This window comes from Streptomyces sp. BBFR51 (assembly GCF_044591655.1).
In the GTDB taxonomy this organism is placed as follows: Bacteria; Actinomycetota; Actinomycetes; order Streptomycetales; family Streptomycetaceae; genus Streptomyces.
Map to the genome: position 1 here is coordinate 4,322,680 of NZ_CP172448.1, position 16,235 is coordinate 4,338,914.

15 protein-coding genes are annotated in these 16,235 nt (G+C 73.6%); 13 read left to right on the forward strand and 2 right to left on the reverse strand.

Going from position 1 to position 16,235, the window contains the following annotated elements:
- The first annotated feature begins 47 nt into the window (after positions 1–47).
- From ACGH7X_RS19695 to ACGH7X_RS19715, 5 genes are all read left to right on the forward strand, one after another.
- On the forward strand, positions 48–863 hold the full coding sequence (locus tag ACGH7X_RS19695; RefSeq protein ID WP_399886701.1) for a hypothetical protein: 816 nt from the start codon (positions 48–50) through the stop codon (positions 861–863).
- 49 nt (positions 864–912) lie between these two features.
- Positions 913–1,242 (forward strand): rhodanese-like domain-containing protein, encoded by a 330-nt coding sequence (locus ACGH7X_RS19700; protein ID WP_399897178.1) that lies wholly within the window; start codon positions 913–915, stop codon positions 1,240–1,242.
- 189 nt (positions 1,243–1,431) lie between these two features.
- Positions 1,432–2,373, forward strand: a complete 942-nt coding sequence (locus tag ACGH7X_RS19705) for a DUF5819 family protein (RefSeq protein WP_399886702.1) — start codon at positions 1,432–1,434, stop codon at positions 2,371–2,373.
- Entirely contained in the window at positions 2,370–3,665 is a 1,296-nt protein-coding gene (locus ACGH7X_RS19710) for an HTTM domain-containing protein (protein WP_399886703.1), read from the forward strand. Before ACGH7X_RS19705 ends, ACGH7X_RS19710 begins: the two co-directional genes overlap by 4 nt.
- Positions 3,662–4,429, forward strand: coding sequence for a TrmH family RNA methyltransferase (locus tag ACGH7X_RS19715; protein ID WP_399886704.1), 768 nt, complete (start codon positions 3,662–3,664; stop codon positions 4,427–4,429). Before ACGH7X_RS19710 ends, ACGH7X_RS19715 begins: the two co-directional genes overlap by 4 nt.
- Here ACGH7X_RS19715 and paaN read toward each other — a convergent pair.
- Positions 4,426–6,117: a phenylacetic acid degradation protein PaaN gene (paaN, locus tag ACGH7X_RS19720; RefSeq protein WP_399886705.1), complete on the reverse strand. Its 1,692-nt coding sequence runs from the start codon at positions 6,115–6,117 to the stop codon at positions 4,426–4,428. The genes ACGH7X_RS19715 and paaN overlap by 4 nt on opposite strands.
- A 174-nt stretch (positions 6,118–6,291) precedes the next feature.
- Between paaN and ACGH7X_RS19725 the strand changes: the two genes are divergently transcribed.
- Together ACGH7X_RS19725 and ACGH7X_RS19730 are read left to right on the forward strand one after the other, a co-directional pair.
- A complete protein-coding gene (locus ACGH7X_RS19725; RefSeq protein WP_399886706.1) occupies positions 6,292–7,809 on the forward strand; it encodes a 3-hydroxyacyl-CoA dehydrogenase in 1,518 nt (505 codons plus the stop codon).
- A complete protein-coding gene (locus tag ACGH7X_RS19730; RefSeq protein WP_399886707.1) occupies positions 7,806–8,408 on the forward strand; it encodes a TetR/AcrR family transcriptional regulator in 603 nt (200 codons plus the stop codon). The genes ACGH7X_RS19725 and ACGH7X_RS19730 overlap by 4 nt, the downstream gene beginning before the upstream one ends.
- Before the next feature lie 24 nt (positions 8,409–8,432).
- Here ACGH7X_RS19730 and ACGH7X_RS19735 read toward each other — a convergent pair whose 3' ends face one another.
- A complete protein-coding gene (locus tag ACGH7X_RS19735; protein ID WP_399897181.1) occupies positions 8,433–8,936 on the reverse strand; it encodes an Lrp/AsnC family transcriptional regulator in 504 nt (167 codons plus the stop codon).
- Between the two features lie 189 nt (positions 8,937–9,125).
- Here ACGH7X_RS19735 and pdhA point away from each other — a divergent pair, with 189 nt between their 5' ends.
- The 6 genes from pdhA (at position 9,126) to ACGH7X_RS19765 (ending at position 16,232) form a co-directional block, all read left to right on the forward strand.
- The gene (pdhA, locus tag ACGH7X_RS19740; protein ID WP_399886708.1) at positions 9,126–10,286 is read left to right on the forward strand and encodes a pyruvate dehydrogenase (acetyl-transferring) E1 component subunit alpha; all 1,161 of its coding nucleotides are present in this window, start codon (positions 9,126–9,128) and stop codon (positions 10,284–10,286) included.
- On the forward strand, positions 10,283–11,287 hold the full coding sequence (locus tag ACGH7X_RS19745) for an alpha-ketoacid dehydrogenase subunit beta (RefSeq protein WP_399886709.1): 1,005 nt from the start codon (positions 10,283–10,285) through the stop codon (positions 11,285–11,287). Before pdhA ends, ACGH7X_RS19745 begins: the two co-directional genes overlap by 4 nt.
- Complete coding sequence (locus ACGH7X_RS19750) at positions 11,287–12,675, forward strand: dihydrolipoamide acetyltransferase family protein (RefSeq protein WP_399886710.1); 1,389 nt, start codon at positions 11,287–11,289, stop codon at positions 12,673–12,675. The genes ACGH7X_RS19745 and ACGH7X_RS19750 overlap by 1 nt, the downstream gene beginning before the upstream one ends.
- A gap of 103 nt (positions 12,676–12,778) precedes the next feature.
- A complete protein-coding gene (locus ACGH7X_RS19755) occupies positions 12,779–13,765 on the forward strand; it encodes an NTP transferase domain-containing protein (RefSeq protein ID WP_399886711.1) in 987 nt (328 codons plus the stop codon).
- On the forward strand, positions 13,765–15,138 hold the full coding sequence (locus tag ACGH7X_RS19760) for a molybdopterin molybdotransferase MoeA (RefSeq protein WP_399886712.1): 1,374 nt from the start codon (positions 13,765–13,767) through the stop codon (positions 15,136–15,138). Before ACGH7X_RS19755 ends, ACGH7X_RS19760 begins: the two co-directional genes overlap by 1 nt.
- On the forward strand, positions 15,135–16,232 hold the full coding sequence (locus ACGH7X_RS19765) for a potassium channel family protein (protein WP_399886713.1): 1,098 nt from the start codon (positions 15,135–15,137) through the stop codon (positions 16,230–16,232). Before ACGH7X_RS19760 ends, ACGH7X_RS19765 begins: the two co-directional genes overlap by 4 nt.
- The last annotated feature ends 3 nt before the right edge of the window (positions 16,233–16,235 follow it).

Below are 16,235 nucleotides of genomic sequence, written 5' to 3' on the forward strand. Positions count from 1 at the left end.
CCCCGAAGGCCGCAGGGCGTGGGCGGATCGTGGCCTAGGCTGGTCGGGTGACGACGCCGGAAGCTGAGCCCGAGCAGGGGGGTGCGCCGCGTCCCGAGGAACGGCTGGAACAGGCCGTACGGGCCGCCGAGCAGGCACTCATCGAGTACGAGATCGCGCTGGAGACCTTCCGTGTGGAGGTCGAGAACTTCTCGCGGCTGCACGAACAGCGGCTCGGCCCGGTGTACGCCCGGCTCGAGGAGCTGGAGGCGCAGATCCTGGACGCCAGGGCGGCCCGCACGGGCGACGCCGACGACCGGCGGCGGGCCGACGAGGCGCGGGCCCGGCTGATGCCGATCCCCGGCGTCGAGGAGCTGCTGAACGGCTGGATGGACGGGGACGGGCTGTTCCCCGAGGCCTCGGCGATGCTCACGGACCAGGCGGTCCGGCCTCCGCAGCGGGTGCGGCCCGGCGAGGAGGCCCGCAAGCTCTACCGCGAGCTGGCCCGCAAGGCCCACCCCGACCTGGCGCAGGAGGAGGACGAACGGGTCCGGCGCGAGGAGTTCATCACCCGCGTCAACGCCGCCTACGCCCGGGGCGACGCGGCGGAGCTGCGCGAGCTGGCCGAGGAGTGGGCCGCGGGGCCGACGCCGGAGCGGCGCCCGAGCCGGGGCGAGGAGCTGTACGTCCGCCTCGAATGGCTCGACCGGCGCAAGGAGATGCTCACGCTGCTGGCCAAGGAGCTGGAGGAGAGCGCGATCGGCGCCATGCTCCGGCTGGCCCCGGACGACCCCGACCGCCTGCTGGAGGAGATCGCCGAGCAGTTGGCGACGCAGGTGCGTGAGCGGGAGGCGGAGCTGGCGGGGGTGCTCGGGCAGGACTGAGCAGGACCGCGGCTCGGGTAGCGTCTGGGACATGAGTTTCGGAGCTGGTGTGCCCACGGTCGGCGTCGACGACGTCAAGGACGGCGACTTCCTGTTGGACGTCCGCGAGGACGACGAGTGGCAGGCGGGTCATGCCGCCGGGGCGCTGCACATTCCCCTCAGCGAATTCGTGTCCCGGTACGGTGAGCTGGCCGAGGCGGCGCCGCAGGACGCCCGGATCCACGTACTGTGCCGCGTCGGCGGTCGATCGGCGCAGGTCACCATGTACCTGGCCCAGCAGGGCGTCGACGCCGTGAACGTCGACGGCGGCATGCAGGAGTGGGCCGCGGCCGGCCGTCCCGTGGTGGACGAGAAGGGCGAGCCGGGGCACGTTCTCTAGGCTGTCCCCGGATCTCCCGCGGATGTGGTGACGGCCACGGTGCGGCCGGTCCGCCGGGGGGTGTGCGGGCGGCCGGTCCTGAGTACCGTTCGCGTTCGAACGTTGCCGAGCAGCCGCACGGGTGGCGCGTGGGCGCCCCGAGGCTGTGCGGGCGGGCGGAACGACGGATCGGGACCGGAACGGGGCGGAATGGACGCGTACGACACAGGCTCGGACGCCCGGCAGGGGCGGGACGACGGGCGGGAGGAAACCGGTGGGTCGGCCGCGGCCTCCGACGCGGCGGCAGGGACCCCCGAGACCTCGGCGGGGACTGCGGAGGCCGCGGCAGGAACCTCCCAAGCGGCCGGGAACTCCGGGGAAACCGGGCCCGCCGTATCCGAGGCCGACGGTGTCGCCGGTGCCGCACGTGCTCCGGAGACCGCCGAGCCCCGCACGGGCGTCGCCGCGCTCTCCCCGCGCTACCAGGTCGGTGCCGTGGTCGCCCTGGCGGTCGTCGCGGTCGCCGTGTGTGCCCACATAGGCCTGGTGTTCCTGCACGTGGCCCCGGCCAACACCCTCACCAAGCAGCACGGCGAGGCGGTGGACGAGTGGGTCTTCCCGGAGTTCGAACAGAACTGGAAGCTCTTCGCGCCCAATCCGCTCCAGCAGAACATCTCCGTCCAGGTCCGCGCGGAGGTGAGCACGGCGGACGGCGCGATACGGACGACCGGCTGGTACGACCTGTCCGCCGAGGACGGCCGGGCCATCGACGGCAATCCGCTGCCGAGCCACACCCAGCAGAACGAACTGCGCCGGGCCTGGGACTTCTTCGTCGCCACCCACGACTCCGACGACCGCCCGGTGGGCCTGCGGGGCACCCTCTCCGAGACCTACCTGCGGCGCGTCGCGGTGCTGCGCCTGGACCGCAACGAGGCGGCGGGACCGGGCGGTGCCGTCGAGCGCGTCCAGTACCGTTCCCGGACCACCAACGTGAAGCCGCCGCCGTGGAGCGGTGAGAAGGTCTCCGACCGGCCGACCGTCCGTGAGCTGCCCTGGTGGTCCGTGTCAGCGGGCGGCAAGGACGGCAAGGCCGACGAGGCCGGCAAGACCGGCAAGGCTGCGAAGTCCGGGAACGAAGGGGGTGCCGAGTGAACGGCATCGCCCTCTCGGTCTCCCGCGGCATCGCCCGCGTCACCGGCGCCGCGCTCGGCCCGTACCAGAGTGCCGTGGTCCGCATCGGCTTCAGCGCCACCTGGCTGCTCTTCCTCCTGCGTGAACTGCCCCACCGCAGCGAGCTGTACGGCCCGGACAGCCCTTGGGGCCACGACCTCGCCGAGCAACTGATCGCGGACAACGGCGCCTTCACGGTGCTGCTGTGGTCAAACGGGCGGACCTGGTTCGAGATCGTCTACGCGCTGGCCGTTCTGAGCAGCGTGCTGCTCCTGCTGGGCTGGCGCACCCGGACCATGTCCGTGCTGTTCATGGTCGGTGTGCTCTCGTTGCAGAACCGCAGCGTCTTCATGGGGGACGGCGGCGACAACGTCCTGCACCTGATGAGCATCTACCTGGTCCTCACGCGGTGCGGCCAGGTGTGGTCGCTGGACGCGCGCAGGGCGCGGCGCGAGGCCTCGGCACGCGCGCGTGGTGAGCGGGTCGTGGACCGGGTCGGGCCGGTGCTGTGGTGCGTGTCCGGGTTCGCGCTGCTCACCGTGACGCTGGCGGGCGGTCTCGACGGCGACTGGTTCGTCCCGGCGCTGCTGTGGGCGGCGTGGCTCTCGCTGGGCCTTTGGTGGGCCGTCGGGCGCGGCGCGCAGGGCGGTGAGCCGCGGATCCTGCTGGACGTGGTCACCAACATCGTGCACAACGGCGCGCTGGTCGTGATCATGGCCGAGGCCTGTCTGATCTACGCGACCGCCGGCTGGTACAAGATCCAGGGTTCACGCTGGCAGGACGGCACGGCCGTCTACTACCCGCTGCACCTGGACTACTTCTCGCCCTGGCCCGCGCTCTCCGACGCGCTGGCCGCCAACGGCACGATGGTCATGCTCATCACGTACGGCACGGTCGCGGTGCAGGTCGCCTTCCCGTTCACGCTGTTCAACCGGCGGGTCAAGAACGTGCTGCTGGCCGCGATGATGATCGAGCACGCGGTGATCGCCGTGACGCTCGGGCTGCCGTTCTTCTCGCTGGCGATGATCGCCGCCGACGCGGTCTTCCTGCCGACCTCGTTCCTTCGCCGGCTGGGCGGCTGGGCGGCACGCGCGCGTGGCCGGCTGTCGGGCCGGCCGCCGTCGAAGGCGATGGGCACCGGGCCCGGGGGCGCTCGTACGGCGGTGGTGCCCGGGCCCCGGGCGCAGGAGGGGAAGCAGGAGGGCGAGCGGGCCGGTGCGGGCGCGGTGGACGAGAAGGACCCCGAGGACACGCACGTAGGCTTCCGGGCATGACCGCCCCCGACCTCGCACCGCCGGCCGCCTGGCGCCGGCACGTCGGCCGGTGTGTGCTGCTGGACGGCTTCCACGCCCTCAAGCACGCGCTGCGCTTCGGCGCCGAGGTCCCGGTCGCGGTCACCAGTGACCGCGCGGGCGCCCTGGCCCTCGCCGGCGAGCTGGCGCCCGACGTGCGCGAGGCCCTGGAGGGGCTGCTGACCGAGGTGTCGCACGAGGTGTACGCCTCGCTCGTCGCGCGGCCGCACCCCACCGCGGTGGCCGCCCTTGCCGTACGGCCGTCGCGGGCGGCCGGCCTGGGGGCGCTGGCGCACCTGCCCCGCCGTGCCCCCGTCGTGGTCCTCGACCAGCCGCGCAACCTCGGCAACGCGGGGGCGGTGATCCGGCTGGCCGCCGGTTTCGGGGCGACCGGCGTGGTGACCACGGGCACGCTCGACCCCTGGCACCCCACGGTGGTGCGCGGTGGCGCCGGGCTGCACTTCGCGACGGTCGTGGAGCGGCTGGAGGTGGCGGAGCTGCCGCCGGGCCCGGTGTTCGCGCTGGATCCGGAGGGTGAGGACATCCGGGGGGTGAAGCTGCCGGACGACGCGCTGCTCGCGTTCGGCTCCGAGCGCAGCGGGCTCTCGGGTGGGCTGCGCGCGCGTGCCGATCATCTGGTGGCGCTGCCGATGCGCCCCCAGGTCTCCAGCTACAACCTCGCGACCAGTGTGGCCATGACGCTGTACCACTGGAGCGCCACCGGGGGCGCGGTCCAGGCTTCCTAGGCCGGCCGGCGGACCTCGACCACCCGGAAGCGGCTCGCGACGAACGCGCCGTCGCACAGGGCCGCGTTGGCCGCCGGGTTGCCGCCCGAGCCGTGGAAGTCGGAGAAGGCGGCCGTCTGGTTGACGTACACCCCGCCGGTGAGGTTGAGGGAGAGCTGGGCGGCCTCCTCGAGGCAGGCCTCCTGCACCGACTGCTCGACCTCCGCGTCGGTCGTGTACGCGCCCACCGTCATCGCGCCCTTCTCGCGGATGCTGTGGCGCAGCAGGTCCACGGCGTGGGCGGCGGAGTCGACGGCGACGGCGAAGGAGACGGGGCCGAAGCACTCACTGGTGTAGGCGGCCTCGTCGTCGGGCTTGGCGCCGTCCAGTTTGACGATCACCGGGGTGCGCACGACCGCGTCCGGGAAGTCCGGGTGGGTGATCTCGCGGGAGGCGAGGGCGACCTCGCCGAGTCCGGCGGCGGCCTCCAGGCGTGCCTTGACGTCCGGGTTGACGATGGCGCCGAGCAGGGCGTTCGCGCGGGCGTCGTCGCCGAGGAGGCCGTCGACGGCGCGGGCCAGGTCGGCGGTCACCTCGTCGTAGGTCTTGGGGCCCTGGTCGGTGCCGATGCCTTCGCGGGGGATCAGCAGGTTCTGCGGGGTGGTGCACATCTGGCCGCTGTAGAGGGACAGCGAGAAGGCCAGGTTGGCGAGCATTCCCTTGTAGTCGTCGGTGGAGTCGACGATCACCGTGTTGACGCCGGCCTTCTCGGTGAAGACCTGGGCCTGGCGGGCGTTGGCCTCCAGCCAGTCGCCGAAGGCGGTGGAGCCGGTGTAGTCGATGATCCGGATCTCGGGGCGGGTGGCCAGGGTCTTGGCGATGCCCTCGCCGGGGCGTTCGGCGGCCAGCGCGACCAGGTTCGGGTCGAAGCCGGCCTCGGTGAGGACGTCGCGGGCGACCTGGACGGTGAGGGCGAGCGGCAGTACCGCGCGCGGGTGGGGCTTGACCAGGACCGCGTTGCCGGTGGCGAGGGAGGCGAACAGGCCCGGGTAGCCGTTCCACGTCGGGAAGGTGTTGCAGCCGATGACGAGGCCGATGCCGCGCGGGACCGGGGTGAACCGCTTGGTGAGCGCGAGCGGGTCGCGCTTGCCCTGCGGCTTGGTCCACTCCGCCGTGTCGGGGGTGCGGACCTGTTCCACGTAGGCGTAGGCCACGGCCTCCATGCCGCGGTCCTGGGCGTGCGGGCCGCCGGCCTGGAAGGCCATCATGAAGGCCTGCCCGGAGGTGTGCATGACCGCCTGGGCGAATTCCATGGTCCGGTCGGCGATCCGCCTCAGGATCTCCAGACAGACCATGGCGCGCAGCTCCGCGCCCGCGTCCCGCCACGCCCTCTGCCCGGCCTTCATGGCGGGCAGCAGCACGTCGAGGTCCGCGTGCGGGTACTGGACGCCCAGCTCGACGCCGTACGGGGAGACCTCGCCGCCGACCCAGTCGTCGGTGCCGGGCTGGCCGAGGTCGAGGCGGGTGCCGAGCAGGGCGTCGAAGGCGGCCTTGCCCGCCGCCGTGTCCAGGCTGCCGTTCTCCCCGTAGGCCTTGGGGTGCTCGGGGTGGGGGGACCAGTACGCGCGCGTGCGGATCGTCTCCAGCGCCAGGTCCAGGGTCGGCCGGTGCTGGGCGATCAGCTGGTGTGCGGTGAGTTCGGCGGCCATGCGGGACCAACTCCTCGTCTCCCACGAATGTGCCGTCGACTCTCCGGCGGGTTCGTGGACCTGGGGGGAAACCTGGGCAGAAACAGGCGGACACGGCTAGAGTAACCGAACGATCGGTCGGGACAAGGGGGACCGCCGCATCTGTGGAAAACCCCGTGCGGGAGGATCGCGCACATGACAGCACTCGACCTCAGCAGCCCCGTGGCCGTCGTCGGCACCGGCACCATGGGCCAGGGCATCGCCCAGGTGGCGCTGGTCGCGGGCCATCCCGTACGGCTGTACGACGCCGCTCCGGGGCGGGCCCGGGAGGCGGCCGACGCGATCGGCGCCCGGCTCGACCGGCTCGTCGAGAAGGAACGGCTCACCGGCGCCGAACGGGACGCCGCCCGTGCCCGGCTCGGGCCCGCCGAGACCCTCGCCGACCTCGCAGGCTGCGCCCTGGTCGCCGAGGCGGTCGTGGAGCGGCTGGACGTGAAGCAGGAGCTGTTCCGCGCGCTGGAGGACGTCGTCGGCGACGACTGCCTGCTCGCCACCAACACCTCCTCGCTGTCCGTCACCGCCATCGGCGGCGCGCTCGGCAACCCGGGCCGCCTGGTCGGCCTGCACTTCTTCAACCCGGCGCCGCTGCTGCCGCTGGTGGAGGTGGTCTCCGGCTTCGCGACCGACGTCGAGTCGGCCACGCGCGCGTACGAGACGGCCCGGGCCTGGGGAAAGACCCCGGTCGCCTGCGCCGACACCCCCGGCTTCATCGTCAACCGCATCGCCCGGCCCTTCTACGCCGAGGCCCTCGCAGTCCACGAGGACCAGGGCGCGGACCCGGCCACCATCGACGCCGTGCTGCGCGAGTCGGGCGGCTTCAGGATGGGCGCCTTCGAGCTGACCGACCTCATCGGGCAGGACGTCAACGAGTCCGTCACGCACTCCGTGTGGCAGGCGTTCTTCCAGGACGTGCGCTTCACGCCGTCGCTGGCCCAGCGCCGGCTGGTCGAGTCCGGCCGGCTCGGCCGCAAGAGCGGGCAGGGCTGGTACGACTACCGGCACGGCGCCGAGCGTCCCGAGCCGCACACCGCCGAACCCGCCGAGCCTCCCGCCTACGTCGTCGCCGAGGGCGACCTGGGCCCGGCTGCGGAGCTGCTCGCGCTGATCCGCGAGGCGGGCATCGAGGTCCGTACGGAGGGCGAGGACAACGGCACCCGGCTGGTCCTGCCCGGCGGCGGACAGCTCGTGCTCGCCGACGGCCAGACCTCGGTGGAGTTCCGGGACGTCGTCTACTTCGACCTCGCCCTCGACTACCGGCGCGCCGCGCGCCTCGCCCTGTCCGCCTCGCACTTCACCTCGCCGCGGACCGTCGCCGAGGCCACCGGCCTGTTCCAGGCGCTGGGCAAGAAGGTCAGCGTCATCGGTGACGTCCCCGGGATGATCGTCGCCCGTACGGTGGCGCGGCTCATCGACCTGGCGGTGGAGGCGGTCGCCAAGGGGGTGGCCACCGAGGAGGACGTCGACACCGCGATGCGTCTGGGTGTCAACTACCCGCTGGGCCCCCTGGAGTGGAGCCGCCGGCTCGGCGGGGACTGGGCCTGCGCGGTCCTCGACAACCTGCACCAGTGCACGCCCTCGGGCCGGTACGCGCCGTCTCTGGCGCTCTACCGCCACGCGTACGCCGCCGACAAGCAGGAGGGCACCCCCTCATGACCACCGCCAAGCGCGACACGTACACGCCCGAGACGCTGCTCTCCGTCGCCGTGCAGGTCTTCATCGAGCGCGGCTACGACGGCACCTCCATGGAGCACCTGTCCAAGGCGGCGGGGATCTCCAAGTCCTCGATCTACCACCACGTGACGGGCAAGGAGGAGCTGCTGCGCCGGGCCGTGAGCCGGGCCCTGGACGAGCTCTTCGGGATCCTGGACGAGGAGCACGCGCGTGTGGGGTCCGCCGCCGAGCGGCTGGAGTACGTCGTGCGGCGCATGGTCGAGGTGCTCATGGCCGAACTGCCCTATGTGACGCTGCTGCTGCGGGTGCGCGGAAACACGGACACCGAGCGGTGGGCGCTGGAGCGGCGGCGCGAGTTCGACCACCGGGTCGCCGCGCTGCTGAAGGACGCGGCGGCCGAGGGGGACGTGCGCGCGGACGTGGAGGTGCGGCTCGCGACGCGGCTGGTCTTCGGCATGATCAACTCGATTGTCGAGTGGTACCGCCCGGACGGTCCCGACGGCCGGAGCGCGTCGGGTCAGCGCGAAGTGGTCGACGCGGTGGCGCGGTTGGTGTTCGGCGGACTGCGCAAGGCGTCCTGAGCCGCCCGGCGCCGGCCCCGGCGGTCAGCCCTGCGGTTCCAGGTCCTCGGTCTCGAACACCAGCAGGGTGCGGGTGCTGAGCACCTCCGGAATGGCCTGGAGGCGGGTGAGCACCAGTTCGCGCAGGGCCCGGTTGTCCGGGGTGTGCACCAGCAGCAGGACGTCGAAGTCGCCGCCCACCAGGGCGATGTGCGAGGCCCCGGGGAGCTGCCGCAGCTGCGCGCGGACCGTGCGCCAGGTGTTCTGGACGATCTTCAGGGTGATGTACGCGGAGGTGCCGTGTCCCGCGCGTTCGTGGTCGACGCGGGCGCCGAAACCGCGGATGACGCCGTCCTCGACGAGCCGGTTGATGCGCGCGTAGGCGTTGGCGCGCGAGACGTGCACCCGCTCCGCGACCGACCGTATGGAGGCGCGGCCGTCCGCCTGGAGCATGCGCAGGATGTCCTGATCGATGGCGTCCAGCGGGCGCGGGGGCGGCGGGGTGCCGGCGTCGTCCGGGGTGCCGGCTTCCTCCGGGCGTTCGGCCATTTGTTCAGATGCCATGTCCCCCCGCCTTCTTACGATGGACGTACTGCGTCCATCTCAGGCTGTGGAGAACCGTTTGTCCACAGCCTGGGGCCGCCTGTAGCCAAAATGTGCCGACGACCGAACAATCGGTAGGTGAGGCCCGTCACACCCGTGGCGAGCCCGAAGCCGCTCCCACGAGGAGGTGCCGTCATGACGGTCATGGAGCAGCGGGGCGCGTACCGGCCCACACCGCCGCCCGCCTGGCAGCCCCGTACCGACCCCGCGCCGCTGCTGCCCGACGCGGAGCCGTACCGCGTCCTCGGCACGAAGGCCGCGGACCGCGCCGACGCCGACCTGCTGCGCACGCTGTACGCCCGGCTGGTGCGCGGCCGGCGGTACAACGCGCAGGCCACGGCGCTGACCAAGCAGGGCCGGCTGGCCGTCTACCCCTCCAGCACCGGCCAGGAGGCGTGCGAGATCGCCGCCGCGCTGGCCCTGGAGGAGCGGGACTGGCTCTTCCCCAGCTACCGGGACACCCTCGCCGTCGTCGCCCGCGGCGTCGACCCCGTCGAGGCCCTCACCCTGCTGCGCGGCGACTGGCACACCGGTTACGACCCCTACGAACACCGGGTCGCCCCGCTGTCCACGCCGCTCGCCACCCAGCTGCCGCACGCCGTCGGCCTCGCGCACGCCGCCCGCCTCAAGGGCGACGACGTGGTCGCGCTGGCCATGGTCGGCGACGGCGGCACCAGCGAGGGCGACTTCCACGAGGCGCTGAACTTCGCCGCCGTCTGGCGGGCACCGGTCGTCTTCCTCGTCCAGAACAACGGCTTCGCGATCTCCGTCCCGCTCGACAAGCAGACCGCCGCCCCGTCGCTGGCCCACAAGGCCGTCGGCTACGGGATGCCCGGCCGCCTGGTCGACGGCAACGACGCCGCCGCCGTGCACGAGGTCCTGTCCGACGCCGTACGCCGCGCGCGTGCCGGCGGCGGCCCCACGCTGGTGGAGGCGGTGACGTACCGCGTCGACGCGCACACCAACGCCGACGACGCCACCCGCTACCGCGGCGACGCCGAGGTGGAGACCTGGCGCCGGCACGATCCGGTCGAGCTGCTCGAGCGGGAGCTGACCGAGCGCGCTCTGCTGGACGAGGACGGCATCCGCGCCGCCCGAGAGGACGCCGAGACCATGGCCGCCGACCTGCGCGCCCGGATGAACCAGGACCCGGAGCTGGACCCGCTCGACCTGTTCGCCCACGTCTACGCCGAGCCCACCCCGCAACTGCGCGAGCAGCGGGACCGGCTGGTCGCGGAGCTGGCGGCGGAGGCCGAGAGCGAGTCCGCAGCCGGGTCGGAAGGGACGCATCGATGACCACCGTCGCCGTCAAACCGGCCACCATGGCGCAGGCCCTCACCCGTGCGCTGCGCGACGCCATGGCGGCCGACCCGGCCGTGCACGTCCTGGGCGAGGACGTGGGCACCCTCGGCGGCGTCTTCCGGGTCACCGACGGGCTCGCCGCCGAGTTCGGCGAGGACCGCTGCACGGACACCCCGCTCGCCGAGGCCGGCATCCTCGGCACCGCCGTCGGCATGGCGATGTACGGGCTGCGTCCGGTCGTCGAGATGCAGTTCGACGCCTTCGCCTATCCGGCGTTCGAGCAGGTCGTCAGCCATGTCACCAAGATGCGCAACCGCACCCGCGGCAGGATGCCCCTGCCGCTGACCATCCGCATCCCCTACGGCGGCGGCATCGGCGGCGTCGAGCACCACAGCGACTCGTCCGAGGCGTACTACATGGCGACTCCGGGGCTCCATGTCGTCACGCCCGCGACGGTCGCCGACGCCTACGGGCTGCTGCGCGCCTCCATCGCCTCCGACGACCCGGTGGTCTTCCTCGAACCCAAGCGGCTGTACTGGTCGAAGGACACCTGGAACCCCGAGGAGCCGACACCCGTTGAGCCGGTAGGCCGCGCGGTGGTGCGGCGCTCCGGCCGGAGCGCCACGCTCATCACGTACGGGCCGTCGCTGGCCGTCTGCATGGAGGCGGCCGAGGCGGCCCGGGCCGAGGGCTGGGAACTCGAAGTCGTCGATCTGCGCTCCCTGGTGCCGTTCGACGACGAGACGGTGTGCGCCTCGGTGCGGCGGACGGGACGCGCGGTCGTCGTCCACGAGTCGGGTTCCTTCGGGGGCCCGGGCGGGGAGATCGCGGCCCGGGTCACGGAGCGCTGCTTCCACCACCTGGAGGCGCCGGTGCTGCGTGTGGCCGGGTTCGACATCCCGTATCCGCCTCCGATGCTGGAGCGTCACCACCTGCCCGGTGTGGACCGGATCCTGGACGCCGTGGGGCGCCTGCAGTGGGAGGCCGAAAGCTGATGGCACACGCTTCTGATGGGCACATCCGGGAGTTCAGGCTCCCCGACCTCGGTGAGGGGCTCACCGAGGCGGAGATCGTGCGCTGGATGGTCGAGGTCGGAGAGGTCGTCGCCGTCGACCAGCCGGTCGTCGAGGTCGAGACGGCCAAGGCGATGGTCGAGGTGCCCTGCCCGTACGGCGGCGTGGTCACCGCCCGCTTCGGCGAGGAGGGCGCGGAGCTGCCCGTGGGGGCGCCGCTGCTGACCGTGGCGGTGGGCGAGGACGCCCACGCTCCGGCGCGGGAGCCGGACACCGGCGGCGGGGCCGGGCAGACGCCGCCCGCACAGACGAAGGCGCAGGGGTCGGGCAACGTCCTGGTCGGATACGGCACCTCCGAGGCACCCGCGCGGCGCCGCCGGGTGCGGCCCGCCGAGCGGGTGCCCGTGGCCTCCGGGCGGGCCAACGGCCAGGTCCGTGCCGCCGAGCCGGCGGACGGCCCGGTCCCCGTCATCTCCCCGCTGGTGCGCAGGCTCGCCCGGCAGAACGACCTCGACCTGCGCGAGCTGACCGGCTCAGGACCGGACGGGCTGATCCTGCGCGCGGACGTGGAGTACGCGCTGCGTGCCGCCGCCGCCCAGGGCGGCCGTACGGCGGCCCAGCAGGCCGGCACGGGCCAGGCGTCGGCCGCCGCGTCCCTCGCGCCCTCGGCCGCGCTCTCCGAAGGTCTCCGCACCCCCCTCAAGGGCGTCCGGGGCGCCGTCGCCGACAAGCTCTCCCGCAGCCGCCGCGAGATCCCGGACGCGACCTGCTGGGTGGACGCCGACGCGACCGAGCTGATGCGGGCGCGCACCGCGATGAACGCCGCCGGGGGGCCGAAGATCTCCCTGGTCGCCCTGCTGGCCCGGATCTGCACGGCCGCCCTGGCCCGCTTCCCGGAGCTGAACTCCACGGTCGACACGGAGGCCCGGGAGATCGTCCGGCTCGACCGGGTCCACCTCGGCTTCGCCGCCCAGACGGACCGGGGACTGGTCGTGCCGGTCGTCCGGGACGCGCACGCGCGCGACGCCGAGGGGCTGACCGAGGAGTTCGCCCGGCTGACCGAGGCGGCCCGCGCGGGCCGGCTGACGCCCGGTGAAGTGACCGGCGGCACCTTCACGCTGAACAACTACGGCGTGTTCGGCGTCGACGGCTCCACGCCGATCATCAACCACCCCGAGGCGGCGATGCTCGGCGTCGGCCGCATCGTCCCCAAGCCGTGGGTGCACGAGGGCGAGTTGGCGGCGCGTCAGGTCGTGCAGCTGTCGCTCACCTTCGACCACCGGGTGTGCGACGGCGGTACGGCGGGCGGTTTCCTGCGGTACGTGGCGGACTGCGTGGAACAGCCGGCGGTGCTGCTGCGAACCCTGTGACAGGAGTGACGGCGCGCACCGGGCGACGGCGCGTCCGCACACGCTCCGATCGCGCGGGCTCCCCTGCGTTCCCTGTGATCGCTCCGGGCCGCATACTCAGGGGGTGACCGCGAGCGAGCCCACCGGCAACCCCGGCGCCGGCACCGGACCCGAGCCGGGCCCCGGCCCCGCCGGGTACGACGCGGTCGTGCTCGCCGGCGGGGCCGCCCGACGGCTCGGGGGCGCGGACAAACCCGGCCTGCGGGTGGGCGGCCGCGCGCTCCTCGACCGGGTGCTCGCCGCCTGCGCCGGAGCGCGGAGCACCGTCGTCGTCGCCGATCCCCGGCCCACCGCGCGTCCGGTGACCTGGGTGCGCGAGGACCCGCCCGGCGGCGGCCCGCTCGCCGCCCTCGACGCCGGACTGCGGCACACCACGGCGGAGTTCGTCGCGGTGCTCTCCGCCGACCTGCCCTTCCTCGCCGGGCCGACCGTCCGGCGGCTGCTGTCGACGCTAGCCGCGGGCGACGCGGACGGCGTACTGCTGACCGACGGCGACGGCCGCGACCAGCCCCTCGTCGCCGCCTATCGCGCGCCCGCGCTGCGCCGCGAACTGGCCGCGCTCACCCGGGACCGGGAAGAGCGGGCGGACCGGGCCGGACTCACCGGGCTGCCGCTGCGCCGCCTGACCGGCGCCCTCCGCCTCACCCGCGTCCCCGACGCCGTCGCCTCCTTCGACTGCGACACCTGGGACGACATCGCCATCGCAAGGGCACGCATCAGGGAGCATGGTCACGTGTTGGATGAATGGATTTCTGCAGCCAAGGACGAGTTGGGCATCGACCTGGACGTCGACACCGGCGTTCTGCTCGATCTCGCGCGCGACGCCGCCCACGGGGTGGCCAGGCCCGCCGCCCCGCTGACCACCTTCCTCGTCGGCTACGCGGCCGGACGGGCCGGGGGCGGTCCCGAAGCCGTCGCCGAGACCGCCCGCAAGGCCGCGGCCCTCGCCCTGCGCTGGGCCGAGGAGGCCGCCGACGCCGGCCCCGCCCCCGCGAAGGGCAAGCCCGAAGCGGCCACCGACGCCACCCCCGACACCCGCCCGGACGCGTGATGACCTCCCCCGGCACCAGGGCCGACGAGGAAGCGGAAGACCTCGACGTCGAGGAGGCACTCGCCCTCGTGCAGGAGAAGCCCGGCCCTCCCCACGGCGACCCCGGTCACACCACGCACCACGGCCACCGCGGCGCCCCGCACCAGCAGGCGGAACCCCACCACCACGCGACCCCCTGGCCCGAGGCCCGGACCACCGCCGAGCGCGCCGCCCGAGCCGCCGCCCGTGCCACCCGCCGAACGCCGGTCTCCGTGCCCCTCGACGCGGCCCTCGGCCTCACCCTGGCCGCGCCGCTGGCCGCCCTCACGGACCTGCCCTCCTTCGACACCTCCGCGATGGACGGCTGGGCCGTCGCCGGTCCGGGCCCCTGGACGGTGCGCGACGAGGGCGTCCTGGCCGGGCACGCGGAACCCGCGCCCCTCACCGACGGCGAGGCCGTCCGCATCGCCACCGGCGCCCGCGTCCCCCTCGACGCCACCGCCGTACTGCGCACCGAGCACGGCCGCACCGGCGAACGCGGCCGCCTGCACCCCACCCGCGAGGTCGTCCACGGCCAGGACATCCGCCCGCGCGGTCAGGAGTGCCGCAGTGGCGACCAGTTGCTGCCCGTCGGCACCCTCGCGACCCCGGCCGTACTGGGCCTCGCGGCGGCCGCCGGATACGACACCCTCACCGCGCTCCCCCGCCCCCGTGTAGACGTCCTCGTCCTCGGCGACGAGCTGCTCACCGAGGGGCTCCCGCACGACGGCCTCATCCGGGACGCGCTCGGCCCGATGCTGCCGCCGTGGCTGCGGGCCCTGGGCGCCGAGGTCCGCGCCCTCCGCCGGATCGGCGACGACGCCAAGGCCCTGCACCGTGCCGTCACCACCTCCGACGCCGACCTGATCGTCACGACCGGCGGCACCGCCGCGGGACCCGTCGACCACGTCCATCCGATCCTGCGCCGCATCGGCGCCGACCTCCTCGTGGACGGCGTCAAGGCACGCCCCGGCCACCCCATGCTGCTCGCCCGCGTCAAGGACGACCAGCACCTCGTCGGACTGCCCGGCAACCCCCTCGCCGCCGTCTCCGGACTGCTCACCCTCGCCGAGCCGCTGCTGCGCACCCTCGCCGCCCGCCCGGCACCCGAGCGGTACACGCTGCCGCTGCGGGACGCGGTGCACGGGCACCCGTACGACACCCGGCTCGTGCCCGTCGTGCTGCGCGGCGAGGGTGCCGTGCCGCTGCACTACAACGGTCCGGCGATGCTGCGCGGCATCGCCGCCGCCGACGCACTGGCCGTCGTACCCCCCGGCGGTGCGCGGTCCGGACAGGAGGCCGAGCTGCTCGACCTGCCGTGGGCGACCGGCGGAATCGGAGTGTGTTTCACGTGAAACTTCCGGGCCAGGACGCGATCGCCCGGCAGGCGGACGAGCACCTCGTGACCCACCGGGTGAAGCTCCCCAGGAAGCTGGTGGAGCACCCGTTTCGCCAGGTGGCCAAGCGGCTGTCCGTCGCGCTGGTGGTCCTCGTGGTGACAGCGGTCGTCGTGTACGTCGACCACGACGGCTACACCGACAACTCCGACGGCTCCGTCGACCTCCTCGACGCCTTCTACTACGCCACCGTCACGCTTTCCACCACCGGATACGGCGACATCACGCCCGTCAGCGACTCCGCACGGCTGACCAACATCTTCGTCATCACGCCCCTGCGCGTGCTGTTCCTGATCATCCTGGTCGGCACCACGCTGGAAGCCCTCACCGAGCGCACTCGGGAGGAGTGGCGCCTGAACCGCTGGAGGTCCGCCTTGCGCGATCACACCGTCGTCGTCGGCTTCGGAACCAAGGGACGGTCGGCGATCCAGACCGTCTGCGCGACCGGGCTGCGCAAGGAGCAGGTGGTCGTGGTCGACCCCAGCGGAAAGGCCATCGAGGCCGCGACGGCCCACGGCTACGCGGGCGTGGTCGGTGACGCGACGCGCAGCGACGTGCTCAACCGTGCCGAGGCGTTCCGGGCGAAGCAGATCATCATCGCCACCCAGCGCGACGACACGGCCGTACTGGTCACGCTGACGGCCCGGCAGCTCAACCGCGGCGCGAAGATCGTGGTCGCGGTCCGCGAGGAGGAGAACGCGCCGCTGCTGAAGCAGTCCGGCGCCGACGCCGTGATCACCAGTGCCAGCGCCGCGGGCCGACTGCTCGGGCTCTCCGTCCTCAGCCCCGCCGCCGGCATGGTCATGGAGGACCTCATCAGCCAGGGCAGCGGGCTCGACCTCATCGAGCGGCCCGTCATAAAGGCCGAGGTGGGCAGGAACCCGCGCGAGATGGACGACCTGGTGGTGAGCGTGCTGCGCGGGCACCGCGTCCTGGGCTACGACGATCCGGCCCTCGGCGGACTGGAGCTGACGGACCGCCTGATCACGATCGTCCGGGCGACGCCGGCCACCCACGTGGCGCCCGACGCCCGCCCGCTGCCCCGCGACTGAGGC

Coding starts and splice junctions, on each gene's coding strand:
- ACGH7X_RS19745 (WP_399886709.1), top strand. CDS start 10,283: ATGACCACCGTCGCCGTCAAACCGGCCACCATGGCGCAGGCCCTCACC.
- pdhA (WP_399886708.1), top strand. CDS start 9,126: ATGACGGTCATGGAGCAGCGGGGCGCGTACCGGCCCACACCGCCGCCC.
- ACGH7X_RS19760 (WP_399886712.1), top strand. CDS start 13,765: ATGACCTCCCCCGGCACCAGGGCCGACGAGGAAGCGGAAGACCTCGAC.
- ACGH7X_RS19715 (WP_399886704.1), top strand. CDS start 3,662: ATGACCGCCCCCGACCTCGCACCGCCGGCCGCCTGGCGCCGGCACGTC.
- ACGH7X_RS19705 (WP_399886702.1), top strand. CDS start 1,432: ATGGACGCGTACGACACAGGCTCGGACGCCCGGCAGGGGCGGGACGAC.
- ACGH7X_RS19725 (WP_399886706.1), top strand. CDS start 6,292: ATGACAGCACTCGACCTCAGCAGCCCCGTGGCCGTCGTCGGCACCGGC.
- ACGH7X_RS19750 (WP_399886710.1), top strand. CDS start 11,287: ATGGCACACGCTTCTGATGGGCACATCCGGGAGTTCAGGCTCCCCGAC.
- ACGH7X_RS19730 (WP_399886707.1), top strand. CDS start 7,806: ATGACCACCGCCAAGCGCGACACGTACACGCCCGAGACGCTGCTCTCC.
- ACGH7X_RS19735 (WP_399897181.1), bottom strand. CDS start 8,936: ATGGCCGAACGCCCGGAGGAAGCCGGCACCCCGGACGACGCCGGCACC.
- paaN (WP_399886705.1), bottom strand. CDS start 6,117: ATGGCCGCCGAACTCACCGCACACCAGCTGATCGCCCAGCACCGGCCG.